The sequence below is a fragment of the Nocardioides ginkgobilobae genome, assembly GCF_054781275.1.
Map to the genome: position 1 here is coordinate 79899 of NZ_BAAGUS010000010.1, position 22379 is coordinate 102277.

The following is a 22379-nucleotide window of genomic DNA, read 5'->3' on the forward strand; positions in this document are numbered from 1 at the left end:
ACTAGGGCGTGCGCGAGTCCTGCGCCGTCACCCCGCGAGGCGGCACAGCACCGTCTCCCACTCCTCGGGCGGTACCGCCGCCTCCAGCAGCGTCGCGACCATGCCCGCCAGGCCGTGGTCGGCCGCGACCTCCCTGGCCCGGTCGACCGCGCACCAGGCCAGGGCGCCGTGGCCGGAGACCCACGCGCAGAGGGCCAGCAGGCCGGCGGCGTCGGCCACCCGGTCGTCCGGCGCCCGGCGCACCACCTCCGACCACAGGTCGACCAGACCGGGGGCACTGGCCCGGGTGAGCCGGCGCTGGACCGGCTCCCGCAGCCGGCCCTCGGCCGCGGCGAGCAGCAGGGTGGCCACCTGGTCGTCGTCGGGCCGCTCCCCCGACCTCAGGAGCACACCGACGAGCGCGTCGACGCGACGCACGGACGGCGGCACCGCGCGGGCCAGCGCGTCGACGAGGTCGGGGTGCGGGCCACCGGGGTGCGGGGCGAGACCGGCGGCCAGCGCGGCCCGGTCGGGGAGGGTCACGCGCCCCTCGACGACCGAGCGGGCCCGGAACCGGTGCGCCACGGCGTCGTACGCCGTCCCCGGACCGCGCTCGGAGGGTGCCGCCACGGGTCCGACCGGCCACCAGCGGCCACGGTCGGAGCGCAGGCAGGCGACGACCTCGATGCCGGCGGCCTCCATCGCGCCCGCGACGGTGCGCAGCACCTCGGCGGTCCAGGGACCGTCCGGGTCGTAGCCGACCAGGAGCACGCGGGCGACGCCGTGCCGCACGGCCGGCTCGCGCAGGACCTCCACGAGGTCGCCGAGGTCCCGACGGTGGCGCGGGAGGTCGACCCGGGCGTGGAAGGGGCGCGGGGCGCCGAACGTCAGCATGACGAGCGACTCGGCCGGCTCGAAGCCGAGCACGAGCGGCACCGCCGCGAGCACGTCCTCGGGCGTGCGGAAGACGTAGGGGTCGGGGGCGGCAGGGGGCTCGGCGGTGCCGGCGCGGGTGGTGTCCATGCGCAGCAGGCTGCTCGCGTGGCAGGCGCCGTGGGGTCCCTCGACCCGGCGCTGGGGACAGGGCCGCACGGGGGTGGGCTGTGGACGACCCGTGGGCCGGGGGCGGGCCTGGGTAGCGTGCGCGACGTGCGTCGCGAAGCCTCGGTCCTCCACCTGGACCTCGACGCGTTCTTCGCCGCCGTCGAGCAGCGCGACAAGCCCTCCCTGCGCGGCCGCCCGGTCGTGGTCGGGGGCACCGGCGGGCGCGGGGTCGTGGCGACGGCGTCGTACGAGGCCCGGATCTACGGGGTGCGCTCGGCGATGTCGACGCGCGAGGCCCGCTCACGGTGCCCGCACGCGGCGTTCCTGTCGGGGCGCTTCGGCGCCTACCGCGAGGCCAGCCGTGCGGTGATGGGTGCGCTGCGCGAGGCGTCGCCGCTGGTGGAGCCGCTGTCGCTGGACGAGGCCTTCGTGGACCTGGCGGCCTCGCCGGACCCGACCCTGGCGGACCTGTCGGTGGAGTCGGTGACCGCCTTCGCCGAGCGGCTGCGCGCGCGGGTCACCGAGGTCACCGACGGGCTGACCTGCTCGGTCGGCGTGGCGACGAGCAAGTTCATGGCCAAGGTCGCCAGCGACCTCGACAAGCCCGACGGCCTGGTCGTGGTCGCGCCCGGCACCGAGCGCGAGCTGCTGCGCCCGATGAGCGTCACCGTCATCCCCGGCGTCGGCCCGGCGACCGCCGACCGGCTGCGCCGCGCGGGGGTGCAGACCGTCGCCGACCTGGAACAGGTCAGCCAGGAGGAGCTGGTGCGGCTGGTCGGCAGCGCCCACGGCGCCGGGCTCTTCCACCTGGCCCGGGCCCACGACGACCGACCGGTGGTCGCGGAGCGCGAGACCAAGTCGGTGAGCGTCGAGGGCACCTACGACTCCGACCTCTCCGACCTGCGGCTGATGGAGCACCTCCTGGTGCGCCAGTCCGGCGAGGTGGCCGCCCGGCTGGCCAAGGCCGGGCTGTCGGGGCGGACGGTGACGATCAAGGTCCGGCTCCACGACTTCACGACCACCAGCCGGTCGGCGACCCTGCCCGAGCCGACCGACAACCCCGCCGTCGTGGCCCGGGTCGTGCGCTCCCTGCTCGCCGAGCTCGCCGCCGGGGTCGAGACCGGTCCCGCGCTCCGGGCCGGGGTCCGGTTGCTGGGGGTGGGCGTCTCCGGCCTGGCCGACTGGGTGCAGGACGACCTCTTCGCCGACCTCGAGGCACCCGACGAGAGCGCGGGCCCCGACGAGGAGGCCGACGACCTGCCCGAGCCGCCCCGCGCGCGCTCCAGCGGGTGGGCCCCCGGCGCGGACGTCGTGCACGACGAGCACGGCCGGGGCTGGGTGTGGGGGTCGGGGCGGGGCGTGGTGACGGTGCGCTTCGAGACCCGCGAGAGCCCGGCGGGGCCGGTCCGGTCGTTCCCGATCGACGACCCGGCGCTGCACCTGTGGCAGCGACCCGAGGACGCGGCGACCGACGACCCCGGCGCCCCCGGCGCCCGCGAGGGCGGCCTCAGCGCGCCCGGGTGAACCCCACCCGCTCACCCGGCCGCAGCTGGGCGCAGCGCCACAGGTCGGCCTCCTCGACCACGGCGACCACCGGGTAGCCCCCGGTCGGCGGGTGGTCGGCCAGGAACACCACGGGCAGGCCGTCCGGGGGCACCTGCACCGCGCCCAGGACCATCCCCTCGCTCGCCAGCTCCTCGGTGCGCCGGCGCACCAGCGGCTCGCCGTGCAGCCGCAGGCCGACCCGGTCGGAGTCAGCGCCGACCGACCAGGTCCGAGCGGTGAGCGCCGCGAGCGGGTCCTCGCACCACTCGCCGCGCGGACCCGGGTGCAGCCGCAGCGGACCGGTCGCCCGGGCGGGCGGCACCTCCGCGCGCCCCGGCTCCCCCCGTCGTGCGCCGACGGGCAGCCGGTCCCCGACGCGCACGGGTGCGGGGCCGATCCCGGCCAGCGTGTCCGACGAGCGCGACCCGAGCACCTCGGCGACCGGCAGGCCGCCGTCGACGGCGAGGTAGCTGCGCAGGCCGGTCGCCGGGCGACCCAGCACCAGGCGCGACCCGGCCGGCACCCAGACGGCGCGACCGAGCGGCGCCGCGCGACCGTCGACGGCCACCGGGCAGGGCGCGCCCGTGACCGCGACCCAGGCACCGCTCCCCGGGTCGGCCTCGAGCACGACCTCGAGCCCGCCCAGCAGCACCTCCAGCACCGCGTCGTCGGGCGCACCCCCGACCAGCCTCCGGGCGAGGGCCGCCGCCGGGGCGTCGAGGGCGCCCGCACGGGGCACCCCGAGGTGGGCCAGGCCCAGCCGGCCGAGGTCCTGCACCAGCACCGACGGGCCAGTGGCGACGACGCGGAGCGCGGTCGAGCCCACCTCAGACCTCCACGAACCGGACGCGGGTGCCAGGTGCCAGCAGCGCCGGGGGCTCGCGGTCGGCGTCCCACAGGGTGGCGTCGGTGCGACCGACCAGCCGCCACCCGCCCGGGGAGGCGGTCGGGTAGACCCCGGCCCACTCCCCCGCGAGCGCGACCGAGCCGGCCGGCACCCGGGGCCTCGGGGACGGCAGTCGCGGGACCGCGCGGTCGGCGGGCAGTCCGGACAGGTAGGAGAAACCGGGCGCGAAGCCGCAGAAGGCACTGGTGAACGTGGTGGTCGTCAGCGTCGCCCTGACCTCGGCCCGGGTGCAGCCCCACCGCCGGGCGACGTCGGGCAGGTCCTCGCCGTCGAGGACCACGGGGAGCTCGACCAGCGCGCCCGGGACCGCGGCGGGACCCTCCGGGGTCCACGTCTCGAGGGCCACCGCGACGCGGTCGGGCGGCACCGCGAGCCCGTCGAGCAGCACCGTGCGCGCTGCGGGCACCACCTCGGTCGCCCAGGACGCCGTGCGGCAGTGGTCGGCCAGCGCGAGCGCCGCCGCGACGTCGGCCACCTCGAGCAGCACCGCCCGGGGCCCGACCGGCAGGACGCGCACGCCCACCATCAGGTCACAGCCCGCGCAGCCCCAGGCCTGCGGCCTCGAGCGCCTCGCGCACGGCCCGGGCGTGGGCGACCGCGCCCGGGTGGTCGCCGTGGACGCAGACCGAGTCGACGGTGCCGGCGAGCTCGACGGCGCGGAAGGCGATCGTCTCGGCGTCGTCGAGCACGGCACCGGGCCGGTCGCGCGGGAGGAGACGGCCGTCCTCGGCGTACCCCCGGTCCGGGAAGCCCTCGTGGAAGACGGTGCGGCCCTCGGCGACGGCCAGGGTGAGCAGCCGGCCCGGCATGCCGAGGACGGGCAGACCGCGGGAGCCCTCGAGCACCGCGAGCGCCTGCTCCTCGTCGTCGAGGGTGCGGTGGTAGAGCGCGCCGTGGGCCTTGACGTAGCGGACCTCGACGCCCTCCTCGCCCGCGATGGTCGTGAGCGTGCCGACCTGGTCGGCGACCTGCTCGCGCAGCGTCACGCGGGGGACGTCGCGGGCCACCCGGCCGAAGTGCTCACGGTCGGCGTAGGAGACCTGGGCACCCACCGACACGCCGCGCTGCGCCGCCTGGGCGCAGACCGCGCGCATGGTCGCCGGGCTGCCGGCGTGGTAGCCGCAGGCCAGGTTGGCGCTCGTCACGACGGCCAGCAGGGCTGCGTCGTCGGTGACGCCCTCCCCGAGGTCGGCGTTGAGGTCGATGTGGGGCACGGGTCGAACCTACCCATCCCCGGCCCCCGGAGGCCGCGGGCACGAGGGTGGGCGCCCGCGTCTAGGGTCGCCGCATGTCCACCGCTCCCGAGCAGCCCAGCGCCCCGCCCCTCGCCGCCGTCCGCACCACCACGCGCGAGATCCACGGGCGCACCCGCAGCGACGACTACGAGTGGCTGCGCGAGAAGGAGTCGCCGGAGGTCCTGGCCCACCTCGAGGCCGAGAACGCGTGGACGCAGGCCAGCACCGCTCACCTCGCCGACCTGCGGGCCGACATCTTCGAGGAGATCCGCACCCGCACCCGCGAGACCGACCTGTCGGTCCCGACCCGCAACCGCGGTCACTGGTACTACGGGCGCTCCTTCGCCGGCAAGGAGTACGGCGCTACGTGCCGGGTCCCCGTGTCCGACCCCGACGACTGGACCCCGCCGCAGCCGGCCGAGGACTGCGCTCCCGACCAGCCGGCCCTGCCCGGCGAGGAGGTCCTGCTCGACCTGGACGCGCTCGCGGAGGGCCACGACTTCTTCTCCCTCGGCGGCGCGGCCGTCAGCCCCGACGGACACCTGCTGGCCTACGCCACCGACACCGTCGGCGACGAGCGCTACACGGTGCGGGTCAAGGACCTGCGCACCGGCGAGCTGCTCGACGACGTCGTCACCGGGGTCATCGGCGGGGCCACCTGGGACCGCGCCGGCACGAGCTTCTACTACGTCACCGTCGATGAGTCCTGGCGCGCCGACAAGGTGTGGCGCCACGCGCTCGGCACCGCGCAGGACGCCGACGAGCTGGTCCACCACGAGACCGACGGGCGCTTCTTCACCAGCGTGGGCCGCACGCGCTCGGACCGCTTCATGGTGGTGGCGAGCGGGTCCAAGACCACCTCGGAGTACCGCTTCCTCGACGCCGACGCCCCCGAGGCCGGCTGGCAGGTCTTCTGCGCGCGCGAGGAGGGCGTCGAGTACTCCCTCGAGCACGCCGTGCTCGCCGGCGAGGACCGGTTCCTGGTCCTGCACAACGGCACCGGGCCCGACTTCGAGCTCGCCGTCGCCCCGCTCGCACCGACCCCGCGCGAGCAGTGGCGGGCGCTGCTGCCGCACAACCCCGCCGTACGCCTCGAGGACGTGGACGCCTTCGCCGGCCACCTCGTCGTGCACCAGCGCAGCGACGGGCTGACCCAGCTGCGCATCCTCGAGCTCGGCGCGGGCGCCACCCCCGAGGAGCCGGTGACCGACGACTACCTCATCTCCTTCGACGAGCCGGTCTACACCGTCGGCGCCTCGGGCAACCCCGGCTTCACCCAGCCCACGGTCCGTCTGGGCTACACGACGATGGCGATCCCGAGCAGCGTCTACGACTACGACGTGCGCACCCGCGAGCTGACGCTGCTCAAGCGCGCGCCCGTGCTGGGCGGCTACGACCCGGCCGACTACGAGGAGCACCGGCTCTGGGCCACCGCCGAGGACGGCGAGCGGATCCCGATCTCGATCGTGTGCAAGCGGGGCTCCCGGGAGGACAGTGGCGGCGGCACCCGCCCGGTGCCGACGCTGCTCTACGGCTACGGCTCCTACGAGGCCTCGATCGACCCGTACTTCTCCATCGCCCGGCTCTCGCTGCTCGACCGGGGCGCCGCCTTCGCCATCGCCCACGTCCGCGGCGGCGGCGAGATGGGCCGCCGGTGGTACGACGACGGCAAGCTCATGAAGAAGCAGCACACCTTCTCCGACTTCGCCGCCTGCGCCCGCCACCTGGTGGCGACCGGCTGGTCCTCCCCCGACACCCTCGTCGGCGAGGGCGCGAGCGCCGGTGGCCTGCTCATCGGAGCCGTTGCCAACCAGTCCCGCGAGCTGTTCAGCGGCCTGGTCGCAGGAGTGCCCTTCGTCGACGCGCTCACCACGATGCTCGACAGCACCCTGCCGCTGACGGTCACCGAGTACGACGAGTGGGGCAACCCCGAGGCCGATCCGGAGGTCTACGACTACATGGCCTCCTACGCGCCCTACGACAACGTGACCGCGCAGGAGTACCCCGCGATCCTCGCCGAGACCTCGCTCAACGACACCCGGGTGCTCTACGTCGAGCCCGCCAAGTGGGTCGCCCGGCTGCGCGCCACCGACCCCGCGGGGGCAGGGCGTCCCGACGTGCTGCTGCGCACCGAGATGGCAGCCGGCCACGGCGGGGTCTCCGGGCGGTACAAGTCCTGGCACGACCGGTCCTTCACCCTGGCGTGGATCCTCGACCGGATGGGGCTCGCCGGCTGACGGCGTACCCCTCGTCCTCCGGCACCGATCGCGCGGCTCCGACCGTCGACGTGGCCTACCTCACCCATCCGGAGGGGCCCGCGGCGGCGAACGACTCACACGAAGGTGAGGCCCTGAGAAGTCCCTGAGAGTTGGGAAGGGACGCAACTCCTCGTGGGCACCACACGTCGAGCAGTGTGAAGGCTCCACCACCCGGGTGGGTTCCCCCAGGGGAATCTCGGGCACCGGTGGGGCGTTGGAGACCGTGAGGCGCCGAGGGCGTCCACGCCGCGAAGGAGGGTTCCATGGCCACCGCCACCCGCACGACCCGCTCGAGCAGCAACCGGGAGATCGAGGGCCGCGACAGCGTCGGACTTTACCTCGACGAGATCGCCCGCAACGAGCTGCTGGACGCGGCGGCGGAGGTCGAGCTCTCCAAGACCATCGAGGCCGGGCTCATGGCTGAGCACCTCCTGGCCGAGGGTCGCATCGGACGCGCCAAGGGGGGCGCACCGATGCGGGCCAGCCAGGAGGAGCTCGAGTGGCTCGCCGAGGAGGGTCGCAAGGCGGTGGACACCTTCATCACCGCCAACCTGCGCCTCGTGGTCTCCATCGCCCGCAAGTACGGCCGGGCGCAGATGCCGATGCTGGACCTGATCCAGGAGGGCAACACCGGCCTGATCCGTGCGGTCGAGAAGTTCGACTACACCAAGGGCTACAAGTTCTCGACGTACGCCACGTGGTGGGTGCGCCAGGCGATCACCCGCGGCATCGCGCAGCAGGCCCGCGTCGTGCGGCTGCCCGTGCACGTGGTCGAGGAGCTCAACCAGGTGGGCGGCGCACGTCGCTCCCTCGAGCGCCAGCTCGGTCGCGACCCGGAGCCGCACGAGATCGCGGCCGAGCTGGGCATGGAGGTCGAGCGGGTCATGGACCTGCTCTCGTGGGGCCGCGAGCACGTCTCGCTCGACACCCCCGTCGACGAGGACGGCGACACCTCGCTGGGTGACCTGATGGCCCAGGAGACCTCGCCGGGCCCCGACCTGACCGTGCTCGACGTGGAGTCCCGCGAGCGGCTCAACACCCTGGTCGGTCAGCTCGACGAGCGCGCCGCCGACATCATCCGCTCGCGCTACGGTCTCACCGACGGTCGCCAGCACAAGCTCGCCGACATCGGCGCCAAGCACGGCATCTCCGCAGAGCGCGTGCGCCAGCTGGAGCGGGAGGCGCTGCAGAAGCTGCGTCGCTTCGCCGACCCGGACCTCGCCGCCGGCTCCGCCGCCTGAGGACACCGCCGAGGCGTCAGCACCCCGACCCGTCACCTCCTGGTGGCGGGTCGAGTGCTGTCCGGGCCGGTGCGCATCTGACCGCTCGACGGTTCAGGAGTGACCTGCCGGCAGTCCGGAACTGACTGCTCGGCGGTCAGGAGCCGTACGCCGCCGCGCTGAGCGCCGCGGAGGCGGCCGCCGCCTGCTCCTCGACGTCCTCGCCCACCGGTCGCTCGGCCGCGATCCGGGCCTGCCAGCGCTGCAGGGCCACCACGCGGGCCGCTGCCTCCTCGACCCGGGCGCGGTCGAGCGAGCCGTCCTCGAGGGCGGCCGTGACCGTGGCGTGGGTGCGGCGGGTGTCGGCCGGCATGAGCAGGAGGTCGGCGCCGGCCTCGAGCGCCTTGACCGCGAGCGCGGGGATGCCGGCGACCGCCCCCATGCCCAGGGAGTCGGTGATCGCGACGCCGCCGAACCCGAGCTCCTCGCGGAGGTAGGCGTAGGTCTCCGGGGCGATCGAGGACGGCGTGCCGGGGGCGAGCGCCTGCACGTCGAGGTGGCCGATCATGACCGACGGCGCGCCGGCCTCGATGGCCTTCTCGAACGGCGGCAGGTCGCGAGCCTGGAGCTCGGCCAGCGTCTCGGTCAGCACCGGCAGGGTCAGGTGGGAGTCGGCCGTCGCACCGCCGTGGCCCGGGAAGTGCTTGGTCGTCGACACCGTGCCCGAACGGTCGTAGCCGGTCACGGCCTGCTTGACCGCCGCGCCGGCGAGGTCCGGGTCGGTCGAGGGCGAGCGGGAGCCGATGGTCACGTCGGCAGCCCCGATCGTCACGTCGGCCACCGGGGCGTAGACCCAGGTGAAGCCGAGGGCGCGCAGCTCCATGCCGGTCGCGTACGCCGCCTGCTTGACCGCCACGCGCCCGCGCCGTCCCGCGTTGTCGATGGCCGAGCCCGCCGCGGCGAAGGCCGGGAAGGTCGTCGCCACGCCGCGCAGGTGGGCGACCGTGCCGCCCTCCTCGTCGACGCCGATCACCGCGGGGAAGTCCCGGCCGCTCTCGGCGACGGCGTCGCTGACGGCCGCGGTCGTGGCGAGCACCTGGGCCTCGTCCAGGACGTTGTCGGCGGTCACGCAGACCCCGGCCAGGTGCAGGTCGCGCACCAGCTGGGCCGGCACCTCGGGGTCCGTGCCGGCGTAGCGGCCGACGATGACCTGGCCGGCCAGCTCCTCGGAGGAGTAGGTGGCGACCAGCTCGCGCGCTTCCTCGAGCTCACCGGCCGTCGGCCCCCACCCGAGTGGCTCGTCGGGGTCGGTGGCGACCGCGGCGTCCTCGGACCCGTCCGGCTGCGCCGTCGCGCCGGACCCCGACAGGTCGGAGCCGCCCGGTGCGGTCGTGGGGTCGGACGGCGTGGCGCACCCGGCCGCGAGGAGCACGGTGGCGGCCGCGGACGCGACCAGCCGGGTCGCCGTCGTCGTACGAGCGCGGCGGGGGCGGGCGGTCACGCGGTGGCCCCGCTGGTCAGCGCCGCGTGCACCTCGGCGACCCGGGCCCGCAGCTCGTCCAGGGTGCCGGTGTTCTCGATGACGTGGGTGGCCACCGCCAGACGCTGCTCGCGGGTGGCCTGGGCGGCGATCCGCGCCTCGGCGTCGACGAGGCTCCAGCCCCGGTCGCGCAGCATCCGCTCCACCTGCAGCTCACGGGGCACGTCGACCACGACGACCGCGTCGAACTCCGCGGCCCGGCCGGACTCGACGAGGAGCGGGATGTCGTGCACGACCAGGGCACCCTCCGGAGCGGCCGCCTCCTGCTCGGCGTACCGCTCGAAGACCAGCGGGTGGACGATCGCCTCGAGCCGACGCCGGGCGGACTCGTCGTGGAAGACCAGGCTCCCCATGGCCGGGCGGTCCAGCTCGCCGTCCGCGGTCAGCAGCTCCTCGCCGAACTCCTCGACGACCGCCGCCAGGCCGGGCGTGCCGGCAGCCACCACCTCGCGCGCGATCGCGTCGGCGTCGATGACCACCGCCCCGAGATCGGTCAGCATCCCGGCGACGGTGCTCTTGCCCGACGCCACCCCACCCGTCAGTCCGACCCGCATGCGGGCCAGGTTATGCGCTGCCCCTCAGAGGAACAGCACCAGTCCGACCACCATCGGCAGCAGGCCCAGCGCCAGCCAGGGGCTGAGCAGCGGCTTGCGGTGGATCGCCAGCCCCGCGCCGACGGCCATCACGCCGAAGGCACCGGCGATCACCGAGAGCCCGACCCGCGGGACGGTCTCGGCCTCGTCGATGACCCAGGCCGCCACCAGCAGGCCACCGGCCATGTGCAGGATCGTCGTCACCACCAGCGTCGACATCACCCAGGTCTGCACCCGGGTCGTCCCGGGCGAGCCGTACTGGTCGCGCACCGGCGCGTTCGGGTCCATCAGGTGCCGGCGCCGTGGGGCCGCCTGCTCGGTCCGACCCTGGCCCTGCCCTTTGGTGCCCTGCTCGCTCACAGGTCCAGGGTAGGGCCCGGGCCCGTCAGTTCAGCATGCGCATGGTCGAGGGGACGCCGCCGCCGCGGTGGACCTCCTCGACGAGCTCCTGCAGCGCCGTCAGCGCGACGTTCTGCGACATCGGGCCCCACGAGACGCGCGCGACGCCGAGCTCCTCGAGCCGGGCCAGCGACGGGTTGCCGGGGATGCCGATGAGCGTGAGGTGCTGCGGCCCGACGGCCTCGACGAGGGTCTCGACCATCCGCTCGTCGAGCCTGGCCGGGACGAAGACCGTCGGCGCACCGGCGGCCGTGAAGGCCTTGACCCGCTCGACGGCGTCGGCGAGGGCCTCCTGCGGGTCGCGCGAGCGGTCCTTGACGAAGGCGTCGGTGCGGGCGTTGAGCACGAAGTCCGGGACGCCCTCGGCCTCGGCAGCCCTCAGCACCGCCTCGACGTTGCGCACGGCCTCGTCGAGCGGGCGCAGCTGGTCCTCGAGGTTGCAGCCCACGACACCCACGCCGATGGCCTTGCGGACGGTCTCGGCCGGGTCGCCGTACCCACCCTCGAGGTCGGCGGTCACCGGCAGGTCGGTCGCGGCGACGATCCGGCCCACGGCCTCGATCATCAGCTCGACCGGGATGTTCTCGCCGTCCTCGTAGCCGTAGGACGCCGCGATCGAGTGGCTGGCGGTCGCCAGGGCCTCGGTGCCCTCGACGTCGGCCACGACCGTGGCGGAGATGACGTCCCAGACGTTGACGACGGTGAGCAGCTTCGGGTCGCGGTGCAGCTGCAGGAGCGTGGAGGCGCGGGCGGCGGTGGCGGAGAGATCGGTCATGCCTGCACGGTAGGCAGGCGCTCCCCCGCCGGCGTACACCCGGACGTCTGCGACGATCGCCCCGTGCACGAGCTGACCCGGGAGCAGGCGCGGCGCATCGCGGTCCGCGCCCAGCTGCTGGCCGAGCCGCGGCCGAGCGACGTGCTCGAGGTCGTCGAGCACCTCACGCTGCTGCAGCTGGACCCGACGAAGGTCGTCGTGCCGTCGGCGCACCTGGTGCTGTGGAGCCGCCTCGGCGCGACGTACGAGCGCAGCGACCTCGACGACGCGCTCACCGCGGGCGAGCTGGTGGAGATCGGCGGCATGGCGACGCCGCTGTCGCAGGTGCCGCTGCACCGGGCGGTCATGGCCGGTTGGCCCGGCGCCGGGGACCGGCCCTGGCACGCGGACGTGGCGGGCTGGGTCGAGGACAACGACGAGTGCCGGCGCGAGATCCTGGAGACGCTGCGCCAGGAGGGGCCGTCGGTCGCGCCCGAGCTGCCGAACGCGATCGTCCGGCCGTGGAAGTCCTCGGGGTGGACCAACGACAAGTCGGTGCTCAAGCTGCTCGACATCATGGCCGCGCGCGGCGAGGTGGTCGTCGTCGGCCGCGAGGGCCAGCACCGGCTGTGGGACCTGGCCGAGCGGGTCCTCCCCGACGACCCGGTGCCGCCGATCGAGGAGGCGACGGCCGAGCTGCGCCGGCTGCGGCTGCGCTCGCTCGGGATCGACCGGGGCAAGCAGGCAGGTGACGCCGGGGAACCGGCCCGGATCGAGGGCGTGCGCGGCACCTGGCGGGTCGACCCGTCGTACGTCGGAGCAGGCGCGTGCACGCGCACCGTGCTCCTCTCCCCGCTGGACCGGTTGGTGCTCGACCGGGCGCGGATGGCCGCGCTGTTCGACTTCGACTACCAGCTCGAGCAGTACAAGCCGGTCGACCAGCGACGGTTCGGCTACTGGGCGCTGCCCGTCCTGCACGGCCACGACCTGGTCGGCAAGGTCGACTGCACCGCCGAGCCCGGTGAGGGGGTGCTGCGGGTCGACGCGGTGCACGAGGACCCGCTGGGCGGGCCGGACGGGCCGCCGTGGGCCGACGACGTGCGGGCCGCGGTGCACGCGGAGATCGACGGCCTGGCCACGTGGCTCGGCGTCGAGGCGCTGCTCATGCCGGGGGTGCGGACGTGAGGGAGGGCGATCGGGTCGCGCTGCTGGTCGCTCCCTCGCCGACGTACGTCGAGGCGGTGCTGGCCCTGCTCGCGCGCGGGATCGTGCCGATCCCGCTGGACCCGCGCCTGACGACGCACGAGCGGGAGCGGATCCTCGACGGGCTCGACCCGACGCTGGTCGTGACCGAGGAGTCCGTCCTCGACGACCTGCTGGCCGCGCACCGCCCGTCCGGACCGGTCACCGACTGGCTCCCGCGCGCACGACCGATGCACTGCACCAGCGGCACGACAGGCACCCCGAAGGGAGTGTGGAGCGGGCTGCTGTCCCCCACCGCCGCCCGCGCCCTGGTCGACGAGGAGCGCGAGCTGTGGGGCTTCGCACCCGACGACGTGAACCTCGTGCTGAGCCCGCTCTACCACTCGGCGCCGCTGCGGTTCGCGATGGGGACGCTGCTGGCGGGCGGGCGGATCGTGCTGCCCGGCCCGTTCGACCCGGGCGTCGTGACGACGGCGATCGAGCGGGAGCACCCGACCACGGCGTTCTGCGTGCCGACCCACCTGCAGCGGCTCTTCGCGCACTGGGACGAGGTCGGCGCCCCCGACCTGTCGTCGTTCCGGCTGCTCGCGCACGCGGGGGCCCCGTGCCCCGGCGACGTGAAGCGGCGGCTGGTCGCCACCTTCCCCTCGGGGAGCACCTGGGAGTTCTACGGCTCGACCGAGGGACAGTTCACCGCCTGCCGCTCCGAGGAGTGGCTCGAGCGGCCCGGCACCGTCGGGCGGGCGCGCCCGGGTCGGGTGCTGAGCACCGATCCCGACGGGCTGATCTGGTGCGTGGTGCCCGAGCACGCGCGCTTCACCTACTACCGCGCACCGGAGAAGACCGCCGCGGCCTGGCGCACCACCCCGCAGGGGGCCGCCTTCACCGTGGGCGACCTGGGTCGGCTCGACGAGGAGGGCTACCTCTTCCTCGACGGCCGCCGCGAGGACCTGGTCATCAGCGGCGGGGTCAACGTCTACCCGCTCGAGGTCGAGCAAGTGCTGCGGGAGCACCCGGGTGTCGTGGACGTCGCGGTCTACGGCGTACCGGACCCGGAGTGGGGCCAGCGGGTGTGTGCCGCGGTGGTCGGCACCGCACCCGCCGAGGAGCTGGCCGCCTGGTGCCGCGAGCGCCTCGCCCCGCCCAAGCGCCCCAAGACGTGGACGTTCCTCGACGACCTGCCCCGCACGCTGACGGGCAAGGTGCGCCGCGACGTGCTCGCCGAGCGCACGCCCTGAACCGGGCTGGGTCCACCTCGGGACGCACGAGGGCCCGCCAGGTCTGACCTGGCGGGCCCTCGTGTGGATGTCGTGCTGTGGAGCTAGCTGCTCACGGTGGTGGTCACTGACCGCCGGTGAGCTTCTCGCGCAGCGCCTGCAGGGCCTCGTCCGAGGCGAGCGAGCCACCGTCGGTGGTCTCGGTCTCGGCACCACCGGAGGAGTACGAGGTGGCCTCGCCGGCCTCGACCTCGGCCTGGGCGGCCTCCTGCTTCTGCTTGACGTGGGCCTCCCAGCGGGCGTGGGCCTTGGCGTAGTCCGCCTCCCACTTCGCACGCTGCTCGTCGTAGCCCTCGAGCCACTCGCCGGTCTCCGGGTCGAAGCCCTCGGGGTAGACGTAGTTGCCCTGCTCGTCGTACGTCGCGGTCATGCCGTAGAGGGTCGGGTCGAACTCCTCCACGTCGGCGGCCGCAGCGGTGTCGTTGGCCTGCTTCAGCGACAGCGAGATCCGGCGACGCTCGAGGTCGATGTCGATGATCTTGACCATGACGTCGTCGTTGACCTGGACGACCTGCTCGGGGATCTCCACGTGGCGCTCGGCCAGCTCGGAGATGTGCACGAGGCCCTCGATGCCCTCCTCGACGCGCACGAACGAGCCGAAGGGCACCAGCTTGGTGACCTTGCCCGGCACGATCTGGCCGATCTGGTGGGTGCGGGCGAAGTGCTGCCACGGGTCCTCCTGGGTCGCCTTCAGCGACAGGGAGACGCGCTCGCGGTCCATGTCCACGTCGAGGACCTCGACGGTGACCTCGTCGCCCACGGCGACGACCTCGGACGGGTGGTCGATGTGCTTCCAGGACAGCTCCGAGACGTGCACGAGGCCGTCGACGCCACCGAGGTCCACGAAGGCACCGAAGTTGACGATCGAGGACACGACACCCTTGCGGATCTGGCCCTTCTGGAGCTGGGTGAGGAAGCCGTGGCGGACCTCGGACTGGGTCTGCTCGAGCCAGGCGCGACGCGACAGGACCACGTTGTTGCGGTTCTTGTCGAGCTCGATGATCTTCGCCTCGAGCGTCTGCCCGACGTAGGGCTGCAGGTCGCGGACGCGACGCATCTCCACGAGCGAGGCGGGCAGGAAGCCGCGCAGACCGATGTCGAGGATCAGGCCGCCCTTGACGACCTCGATGACGGTGCCCTCGACGACGCCGTCCTCCTCCTTGACCTGCTCGATCGTGCCCCAGGCGCGCTCGTACTGGGCGCGCTTCTTGGACAGGATCAGACGACCCTCCTTGTCCTCCTTCTGGAGGACCAGGGCCTCGACCTTGTCGCCGACCGCGACGACCTCGTGCGGGTCGACGTCGTGCTTGATCGACAGCTCGCGCGAGGGGATGACGCCCTCGGTCTTGTAGCCGATGTCGAGGAGGACCTCGTCGCGGTCCACCTTGACGATGGTGCCGTCGACGATGTCGCCGTCGTTGAAGTACTTGATCGTCGCGTCGATCGCGGCGAGGAAGTCCTCTTCCGACCCGATGTCGTTGATCGCCACCTGGGGCGCGTCGTAGTCGGGAAGAGCAGAGAGGGTAGTCATAGAGGAAGTGGTTCCTTGGGGTGGGCAGAAGTCGTGCGGGCACGCGCGAGGGTCCGGTCCGGACGTGACGGTGGTGAGGGCTGCGTCCGCGAGGACGACGCCGACCACCGAGGCCGAGCCTGGTCCGCTCCGTACGGGACGCAGGCAGACCACTGGCGCAACCGTCAGCGTACGCCGCTCGCGCGCGGGGAGTCCAACCAGCACCCCCAGTACGGTGGGAGCCGACTGGTCTGGACCAGCTCGGTCGCCGTGCATCCGTCTTTACCCATAGGGTACGGCGCAGGCGATGCGACCTCGATCCGCTCCCTCACCCGGGCACACGGACCCGACCTCGTGTCCCGCCGCCGCCCCATGGCCCCTTCCGCACCCGGAACCGCCACGGAGCCGGACGCGCTGTCCCGCCACCCACCCAGGAGAAGTCTCGTGATCCCATCCCCGACCCCCCGTCAGCGGAGGAGGGCCCTGGCCGCCGGCCTGGGCCTGTCCACCGCAGTGCTCTACACGCTGGCCGGCGTCCCCCTCGCCGCCCCCGCCCACGCCGCGACCCTGCCGGCGCCCTACTCCGCGTTCGCGCACAGCGACCTCGTGGACCTGGACGCCCAGATCGCCGGGGCGGGGAGCCTCGCCGCTGCGCAGATCGCCCACAGCCGCGCGGATGTCGACAGCACCCGCACCACCGACGACGCCACGGCCGAGGGCGCGAACCTGCACGCCGACCTCCTCTTCAACGGGGCGACCATTCCCGTCGGCGAGCAGGTGGCCACGGCCCCGCCGCCGGAGGATCCCCCGCAGGCGACCCTGGCCGACGTCCCGTTGTCGCCGGTCGCCGATGTCGGGGTCATCACCGCCGACACCCTGGCGCAGTACGTCGACGACAGCAGCTGCCCGACGCTGGTCAGCGCCCGGCGCACGTTCAGCGACTCCCTCGTCACGCTCGCCGGCCTGACCCTGGCCACCGCGCCGGAAGTCGGCGCCGTGGCCGCGGTGGGGGCCTCCGACACCCGCACCACCACGTTCCTCAGCGGCACCGACCTCGTCTCCCGGGTGGAGACGACCGTGGGCGACGTGGCCCTGCTCGGTGGCGCAGCCGTGGTCAAGGTCGCCGGTGACCTGGTCGTCGAGGCCCGGTCCGACGGGACCACGGGCACCTCGACAGTCGTGAACTCCCCCACCGTGACGGTCGAGGTCGGGGGAACGGTCATCCCGGTCGAGATCAACGACATTCCGGTGACCGTGCCGGTCACCATCCCCGGGGTGAACGTGAGCCTGAGGGTCACGGCGTTCGCACCCGACGACCAGTCCGCAGGTGCGGTCGGCGAGGTGGACCTGCAGTCGCTGCTGCGCATCGAGCTCGACGTCACCCCCATCGTCGGCGCTCCGCTCGTCGACCTCGATCTCGCCCTGGCCCCGCTGCACGCCCGGGCGCTCGCTCCCGCGGGTGGCGTGATCTGCCCCGCTGCCGCCAACTCCGACACCGACGGCGACGGCCTCACCGACGCGCAGGAGACGGTGATCGGCACCGACCCGAACAACCCGGACTCCGACGGTGACGGCGTCCGCGACGGCCAGGAGGACGCGGACGGGGACGGTCTGACCAACCTGGAGGAGGTCTCCGGGTCGCAGAACGATGCCTTCGGCAACGCACCGACCGACCCGACCGTCGCGGACTCCGATGGCGACGGGCTCACCGACGGCCAGGAGATCGACCTCACCGGCACCGACCCCAACGATCCCGACACCGACAACGACGGCACCAGCGACGCCGCCGAGGACCCCGACGGGGACGGTCTGACCAACCTTCAGGAGGTCTCCGGGTCGCAGAACGACGCCTTCGGCAACGACCCCACCGACCCGACCGTCGCGGACTCCGATGGCGACGGGCTCACCGACAGCGAGGAGATCGACCTCACCGGCACCGACCCCAACGATCCCGACACCGACGGTGACGGCACCAACGACGCCGCCGAGGACCCCGACGGCGACGGCCTGACCAACCTTCAAGAGGTCTCCGGCTCGCAGAACGACGCGTTCGGCAACGACCCCACCGACCCGCGTGACGCCGACTCCGACAACGACGGCCTCACCGACGGCCAGGAGACCTCCGGTTCGGAGAACGACGCCTTCGCCAACGCACCCACCGACCCCAACGACGCCGACACCGACAACGGCGGCGTGCAGGACGGCGCCGAGGTCGACGCGACACCGGCCACCGACCCCAACGACGTCGGGGACGACGACCTCGACCCGACCGGTGATGCCGACGGTGACGGGCTCAGCAACGGCGACGAGTTCTCCGGTGGCGCCAACGACGGCTTCGGGAACGAGCCGACCGACCTCACCGATCCCGACTCCGACGACGACGGCCTCACCGACGGCGAGGAGACGTCGGGCTCGGAGAACGACGGGTTCGGCAACGAGCCGACCGACCCCAACGACACCGACACCGACGGGGACGGGCTCACCGACGCCGAGGAGATCCGTGACACCGGCACCGACCCGCTCGTGGCCGACACCGACGGGGACGGGCTCCAGGACGGCCGCGAGGTCAACGGGACCGGGACCGACCCGCTCGACGTCGACAGCGACAACGACGGGCTGGGCGACGGTCGCGAGGTCAACGGGACCGGGACCGACCCGCTGGACCGCGACACCGACGACGACGGCCTCAAGGACGGCCGCGAGGTCAAGCGCCACCGGACCGACCCGTTGCGCAAGGACACCGACCGCGACGGCCTCTCGGACAAGGTCGAGATCAAGGGCAGCGCCAACAAGCGCTACGACCGCTGCCCGACCAACCCCAAGCGCAAGGACTCCGACCGCGACGGGCTCACCGACCGCCAGGAGATCAAGCGATTCGGCACCGACCCCTGCCAGAAGGACACCGACCAGGGCGGGGCGAGCGACGGCAAGGAGATCAAGGCCGGCAGCGACCCGCTCGACCCGCGCAGCACCCCGGGCAACCCCTGATCCGGGACTGAGGCGCACCCCACCGGGGAGGGAACCCAGACCGCACCATGGCGGGGCGGGGCTCCCCCCGGGCCACCTGTGGCCCGGGGGGAGTCTGGGGTCTCCCCGTGCCTGCGGCTGGTCCCGTGGGCGAGCCAGCGGCCCTCAGCAGGCGTGCAGGTCGCGGGCCCGGGCCATGAGCAGCAGCCGCTCGTGGGCGGCGTCGCTCACCGGGTTGCTCCCTCGCCGGGTGGCCAGCTCGACCACCGCCACGAGGTCGGCTGCCCGGGCCAGGTCCAGCGCGAGTTCCGCCGGCACGCCGCGACGCGCGGCGACGGTGTCCAGCACCGCCTCGACGTACGCCGGGGAGCGCTGCTCGCGCAGCAGGTTCCCGAGGTCGGCCCACGACGACCCGGCGTGAGCGAACTCCCAGTCGAGGACACCGGTCACCACGACCTGGTCGTCACCGGTGGTGACCAGCAGGAGGTTCTTGGGGTTGAGGTCACCGTGCACCAGCACGGCGCCCGGCCCCTCCCGCGCTGCGTCCTGCAGCACGTCGTCGGCGTCGTCGGCGAGCCCGAGCACCGCATCGCGGTCCGCGGCCACCAGGTCGAGGCGCGGGACCAGCTCCGCGACGAGGTCGACGAGGGACCCGGCGTCCCACGGCGGCCCCCAGGACGCGAGGGTCAGCTGCTCGTCGACGAACCGCCCGGCGCGCGGCTGTACCGCGCCGGCCAAGCGCGCCACCACCTCCCCCAGCGCCCGACCCGCCGCGGCGAGCCCGTGCTCATCGAGCCGCGGCAGCAGCAGGTCGCCGCGCTCGCCGGGCAGGTGCTGGGTCAGCAGCAGCCCCGGCGCGCCGCCGTCCGGGTCGCCCGCGCGGGTCTCGAGGACCTCCGGCACGGGCGCGCAACCGCTCAGCACGGCCCGGCCCAGGCGCAGCACTGCCGCGTCCCGGGCCGGCGCGTCACCGTCCTCGGGCGGGTAGACCCGCACCACGGTGCGCTCCCCCGCCACCGTCCCGAGGAAGGTCCGGCCCGACCAGCCGCCCTCCAGCGGCTCCAGGTGCAGGCCGAGGGCCGTCTCCGACGGGTGGTCCGCGGCGTGGTCCGACATGCGCAGGACTCTGCCATCCGATCCGCCCGGCACGTAGCGTGCTCCCCATGGCCCGTCCCCCTGCCGCCGCGCTCGTCGACGCCGCTCTGCTGCCGTGGCGACTCACTGTCGCCGCCACCCAGACCACCCTGCAGCTCGGGAACCTCGTGGCCCCGGACGGACCGATCCGTCGCCCGGGCGGCTACGCCGACCTGGTGCTGCGGGTCATCGGCGAGCGCGGGTACGCCGAGCAGCTGGTGGACCTGCTCACCGACGAGGACGGCCCGATGCGGCTGGCCACGGTGGTGAACGAGCTCACCGCGCCGGACCGGCCGCTGGGCCGGATGCTCTCGCGGGACGGGGTGCTCGACCGGCTGCTGGCGGAGGACGGTCCGCTGACCCGGCTGCTGGCGCGCGACGGCGTGCTCGACCGGCTGCTCTCCGAGGACGGACCGCTGGACCGGCTGCTCGGCGAGGGCGGCGCGCTGGACCGGGTCGTGGCCGAGGAGGGCGTGCTCGAGCAGCTGCTGAAGGCCGGTGGTCCCGTGGACCGGCTCACCCAGCCCGGCGGGCTGCTCGAGCTGGTGCTGCGCCCCGGCGGCCTGGCCGACCGGATGCTGGAGGACGACGGGTTCGTGGAGCGGCTGCTCGCCGACGGCGGGACCCTGGACCAGCTGGTGGCCCTCGGCGACACCTTGGAGGCGATCCAGCCGCGGTTGGCCGAGCTCACCCAGATCGTGCCCACGCTCTCCTCCTCGGCTGACGCGCTGCACAAGGCGGTCGGACCGCTGGGCGACCTCGCCGGCCGGTTGCCGCTCAACCGCAGGCGCACGGCGCTGCCGGCGCCGGCCGGATCCCAGGCGTGAGCCTGCCGCCCGTCACCCCGGACTCCCGCGACCACCCGCCGCTGCCGCCGGTGCGGGTGGAGCGGCGGGCCGTCGACGAGGCGGAGTCCCGCGCCGCCAACGGCCCGGACTGGGACCGGTACGCCGACGACTACCAGGCCACGCACGGGGAGTTCCTCGGGGACGACGGCTTCGTCTGGGGTCCCGAGGGCCTCACCGAGGAGGCCGCGGGGATCCTCGGCGACGTGCGCGACCGGGACGTGCTCGAGGTCGGCTCCGGGGCCGGGCAGTGCTCGCGCTGGGTCCGCTCCCGCGGCGGTCGCGGGATGGGCCTGGACCTCTCGCACCGCCAGCTGCAGCACTCCCGCCGCCTCGACGAGGCCACCGGCGTGCCGGTGCCGTCGGTGCGCGCCACGGCGACGGCGCTCCCGTTCCGCGACGGCTCCTTCGACGCGGTGTTCTCCGCGTTCGGGGCGCTGCAGTTCGTCGCCGACCTCGACGACGCGGTCGCGGAGGTGGCGCGGGTGCTGCGGCCCGGCGGCCGCTTCGCCTTCTCCATCACCCACCCGACGCGGTGGATGTTCCCCGACGACCCCGGCCCCGAGGGCCTGGTCGCCTCGCAGGACTACTGGGACCGCACGCCGTACGTCGAGGTCGACGAGGCCACCGGACGGGTGTCCTACGTGGAGCACCACCGCACGCTCGGCGACTGGGTCGCGGTGCTGGCCGGGCACGGTTTCCGGATCACCGACCTGCTGGAGCCGCAGTGGCCCGAGGGGCACGAGCGGGTCTGGGGCGGCTGGTCGGGCACCCGGGGCCGGATCGGCCCGGGCACGGCCGTCTTCGGCTGCGACCTCGACGCCTGAGGCAAGCCCGGACACGGGCCCGCACGCGACCGGGGCCGCACCCGTCGTACGACAGGTGCGGCCCCGGTGAGGCGTGGCGTGCGGGTCAGCGACCGGCGGCGGCCATCTCCCGCGGGTGGTGCGCGGCGGGAGCCTGCCCGCGGCGGCGCACCAGGACCAGGCCGACCACGAGGAGGATCGGGCCGCCGATGAGCCCGACGAGCGGGATCGTGGAGGTGACCAGCGTCAGCAGCGACATGTTGTCGCGTGCGTCCGCCGCGGACTCGAGGACCTGGTCGTCGGTGAAGGCGAGCTGCAGGTCGAGGACGGGCGTGCCGTCCTGGAGCCAGCGCTGCTGGTTCTCGGTCTGGTTGAGGATCGCGCCGGTCATCGGCTCGACCCAGATCTCCTTGGAGGTGGAGTAGAAGCCGTTGGTGTCCGCAGCCACCTCGGCGGCGTTGCGGGTCACGGTGACGGAGTAGACGTAGACCTCGATGCCGTCGACCTCGTCGACGCGGTCGAACTCGGCGTCGACGGCGCGGCCCAGGGTGCCGTCCCAGTAGGGGTAGGTCTCCTGCTGGGCGTCGAAGGGCCACTTGTTGACCAGGCCCTCGTGCGGGGTGGCGTCGGCCGGGAGGTCGATCCCCTCGTTGACGGCCAGACCGGTGTGGCGGTCGGTGGCGAAGACGTCGACACCGGCGGTGATCATGTCCGCGGAGCCGTCCTCGCAGATGCGCTCGCCGCCACGGTCGATCATCACGCAGCTGGAGGAGACCCACGCGACGGTGTCGTCGGTGGAGACCTCGCTGTCGGTCTTCGTCACGCTGATCGCGTAGATCGGGTTGCGGACGAGCTCCTGGGTCTCCAGGTCGATCTTGCCCGCCTCACCGTCGAGGTAGGTCGTGGTGTTGACGTCGAGCGGCGTGCGCTCCACGACACCCGGGGCCCAGACGAGACCGAGCAACCCGGCGACGACGAGGAACCCTCCAAGGCCGATGCAGACACGGCCGATCCAGCTACGCACAATTCCCTCCCCAGAGAAGTCCGTCCCCTCCCCGAGGACGGACACGCATCTGTTCCACGCTACTGCACCGCGCGGGATTTCGTGGCATCCGCCACAAGTCCGCAGATCCTCCGGCGCGCCGCTGTGCCACACTCGCGCC

Annotated in this window: 19 protein-coding genes; 8 read left to right on the top strand and 11 right to left on the bottom strand. The window is 74.0% G+C overall.

From position 1 onward, the window contains the following. Positions 1 to 27: 27 nt before the first annotated feature. Entirely contained in the window at positions 28 to 1002 is a 975-nt protein-coding gene (locus ACYVID_RS11160) for a DUF4192 domain-containing protein (protein WP_460736988.1), read from the bottom strand. Between the two features lie 126 nt (positions 1003 to 1128). On the opposite strand from ACYVID_RS11160, the gene ACYVID_RS11165 reads away from it, so the two are divergent. Then, a complete protein-coding gene (locus tag ACYVID_RS11165) occupies positions 1129 to 2547 on the top strand; it encodes a DNA polymerase IV (protein WP_460736990.1) in 1419 nt (472 codons plus the stop codon). Here the strand turns inward: ACYVID_RS11165 and ACYVID_RS11170 are convergent. Genes ACYVID_RS11170 through ACYVID_RS11180 form a run of 3 tightly spaced genes read right to left on the bottom strand, consistent with a single transcriptional unit; the run spans position 2531 to position 4689 of the window. Then, positions 2531 to 3394 carry a 5-oxoprolinase subunit C family protein gene (locus ACYVID_RS11170; protein WP_460736992.1) on the bottom strand — a complete coding sequence of 288 codons (864 nt, stop codon included), beginning with the start codon at positions 3392 to 3394 and terminating at the stop codon, positions 2531 to 2533. The genes ACYVID_RS11165 and ACYVID_RS11170 overlap by 17 nt on opposite strands. Position 3395: 1 nt before the next feature. Then, positions 3396 to 4001, bottom strand: coding sequence for a 5-oxoprolinase subunit B family protein (locus ACYVID_RS11175; RefSeq protein WP_460736994.1), 606 nt, complete (start codon positions 3999 to 4001; stop codon positions 3396 to 3398). 4 nt (positions 4002 to 4005) lie between these two features. Further along, complete coding sequence (locus tag ACYVID_RS11180; protein WP_460736996.1) at positions 4006 to 4689, bottom strand: 5-oxoprolinase subunit PxpA; 684 nt, start codon at positions 4687 to 4689, stop codon at positions 4006 to 4008. Between the two features lie 74 nt (positions 4690 to 4763). On the opposite strand from ACYVID_RS11180, the gene ACYVID_RS11185 reads away from it, so the two are divergent. After that, entirely contained in the window at positions 4764 to 6947 is a 2184-nt protein-coding gene (locus tag ACYVID_RS11185; RefSeq protein ID WP_460736998.1) for a S9 family peptidase, read from the top strand. 284 nt (positions 6948 to 7231) lie between these two features. Continuing rightward, positions 7232 to 8209, top strand: a complete 978-nt coding sequence (locus ACYVID_RS11190; protein ID WP_460737001.1) for a sigma-70 family RNA polymerase sigma factor — start codon at positions 7232 to 7234, stop codon at positions 8207 to 8209. Positions 8210 to 8345: 136 nt separating this feature from the next. On the opposite strand, the gene ACYVID_RS11195 is transcribed toward ACYVID_RS11190, so the two are convergent. From ACYVID_RS11195 to ACYVID_RS11210, 4 genes are read right to left on the bottom strand one after another with little or no spacing between them, the layout of a single operon-like run. Further along, complete coding sequence (locus ACYVID_RS11195) at positions 8346 to 9689, bottom strand: glycoside hydrolase family 3 N-terminal domain-containing protein (RefSeq protein ID WP_460737003.1); 1344 nt, start codon at positions 9687 to 9689, stop codon at positions 8346 to 8348. Next, a complete protein-coding gene (gene coaE / locus ACYVID_RS11200) occupies positions 9686 to 10282 on the bottom strand; it encodes a dephospho-CoA kinase (RefSeq protein WP_460737005.1) in 597 nt (198 codons plus the stop codon). Before coaE ends, ACYVID_RS11195 begins: the two co-directional genes overlap by 4 nt. A 24-nt stretch (positions 10283 to 10306) precedes the next feature. After that, a complete protein-coding gene (locus ACYVID_RS11205; RefSeq protein WP_460737007.1) occupies positions 10307 to 10681 on the bottom strand; it encodes a hypothetical protein in 375 nt (124 codons plus the stop codon). A 25-nt stretch (positions 10682 to 10706) separates the two neighbouring features. Next, the gene (locus tag ACYVID_RS11210) at positions 10707 to 11495 is read right to left on the bottom strand and encodes an isocitrate lyase/PEP mutase family protein (protein WP_460737009.1); all 789 of its coding nucleotides are present in this window, start codon (positions 11493 to 11495) and stop codon (positions 10707 to 10709) included. Between the two features lie 63 nt (positions 11496 to 11558). On the opposite strand from ACYVID_RS11210, the gene ACYVID_RS11215 reads away from it, so the two are divergent. Beyond that, positions 11559 to 12659 (top strand): DNA glycosylase AlkZ-like family protein, encoded by a 1101-nt coding sequence (locus tag ACYVID_RS11215; RefSeq protein WP_460737011.1) that lies wholly within the window; start codon positions 11559 to 11561, stop codon positions 12657 to 12659. Beyond that, entirely contained in the window at positions 12656 to 13915 is a 1260-nt protein-coding gene (locus tag ACYVID_RS11220; protein ID WP_460737013.1) for a class I adenylate-forming enzyme family protein, read from the top strand. Before ACYVID_RS11215 ends, ACYVID_RS11220 begins: the two co-directional genes overlap by 4 nt. Positions 13916 to 14018: 103 nt before the next feature. On the opposite strand, the gene rpsA is transcribed toward ACYVID_RS11220, so the two are convergent. Next, entirely contained in the window at positions 14019 to 15485 is a 1467-nt protein-coding gene (gene rpsA / locus ACYVID_RS11225) for a 30S ribosomal protein S1 (protein ID WP_460737014.1), read from the bottom strand. A gap of 423 nt (positions 15486 to 15908) precedes the next feature. Between rpsA and ACYVID_RS11230 the strand changes: the two genes are divergently transcribed. Continuing rightward, positions 15909 to 18452 (top strand): hypothetical protein, encoded by a 2544-nt coding sequence (locus tag ACYVID_RS11230; RefSeq protein ID WP_460737016.1) that lies wholly within the window; start codon positions 15909 to 15911, stop codon positions 18450 to 18452. Positions 18453 to 18596: 144 nt separating this feature from the next. Here ACYVID_RS11230 and ACYVID_RS11235 read toward each other — a convergent pair whose 3' ends face one another. Next, the gene (locus ACYVID_RS11235; RefSeq protein ID WP_460737018.1) at positions 18597 to 19547 is read right to left on the bottom strand and encodes a phosphotransferase family protein; all 951 of its coding nucleotides are present in this window, start codon (positions 19545 to 19547) and stop codon (positions 18597 to 18599) included. Between the two features lie 47 nt (positions 19548 to 19594). Between ACYVID_RS11235 and ACYVID_RS11240 the strand changes: the two genes are divergently transcribed. Then, complete coding sequence (locus ACYVID_RS11240; protein WP_460737020.1) at positions 19595 to 20392, top strand: hypothetical protein; 798 nt, start codon at positions 19595 to 19597, stop codon at positions 20390 to 20392. Then, positions 20389 to 21237 carry a class I SAM-dependent methyltransferase gene (locus ACYVID_RS11245; protein ID WP_460737022.1) on the top strand — a complete coding sequence of 283 codons (849 nt, stop codon included), beginning with the start codon at positions 20389 to 20391 and terminating at the stop codon, positions 21235 to 21237. Before ACYVID_RS11240 ends, ACYVID_RS11245 begins: the two co-directional genes overlap by 4 nt. 85 nt (positions 21238 to 21322) lie before the next feature. Here ACYVID_RS11245 and ACYVID_RS11250 read toward each other — a convergent pair whose 3' ends face one another. Next, positions 21323 to 22240 carry a PorA family protein gene (locus tag ACYVID_RS11250; protein ID WP_460737024.1) on the bottom strand — a complete coding sequence of 306 codons (918 nt, stop codon included), beginning with the start codon at positions 22238 to 22240 and terminating at the stop codon, positions 21323 to 21325. Positions 22241 to 22379 lie beyond the last annotated feature (139 nt).

Bases quoted from the DNA above. Each gene is read 5' to 3' on its own strand.
- ACYVID_RS11160 (WP_460736988.1), bottom strand. From the start codon at position 1,002: ATGGACACCACCCGCGCCGGCACCGCCGAGCCCCCTGCCGCCCCCGAC.
- ACYVID_RS11175 (WP_460736994.1), bottom strand. From the start codon at position 4,001: ATGGTGGGCGTGCGCGTCCTGCCGGTCGGGCCCCGGGCGGTGCTGCTC.
- ACYVID_RS11185 (WP_460736998.1), top strand. From the start codon at position 4,764: ATGTCCACCGCTCCCGAGCAGCCCAGCGCCCCGCCCCTCGCCGCCGTC.
- ACYVID_RS11190 (WP_460737001.1), top strand. From the start codon at position 7,232: ATGGCCACCGCCACCCGCACGACCCGCTCGAGCAGCAACCGGGAGATC.
- coaE (WP_460737005.1), bottom strand. From the start codon at position 10,282: ATGCGGGTCGGACTGACGGGTGGGGTGGCGTCGGGCAAGAGCACCGTC.
- ACYVID_RS11210 (WP_460737009.1), bottom strand. From the start codon at position 11,495: ATGACCGATCTCTCCGCCACCGCCGCCCGCGCCTCCACGCTCCTGCAG.
- rpsA (WP_460737014.1), bottom strand. From the start codon at position 15,485: ATGACTACCCTCTCTGCTCTTCCCGACTACGACGCGCCCCAGGTGGCG.
- ACYVID_RS11235 (WP_460737018.1), bottom strand. From the start codon at position 19,547: ATGTCGGACCACGCCGCGGACCACCCGTCGGAGACGGCCCTCGGCCTG.
- ACYVID_RS11240 (WP_460737020.1), top strand. From the start codon at position 19,595: ATGGCCCGTCCCCCTGCCGCCGCGCTCGTCGACGCCGCTCTGCTGCCG.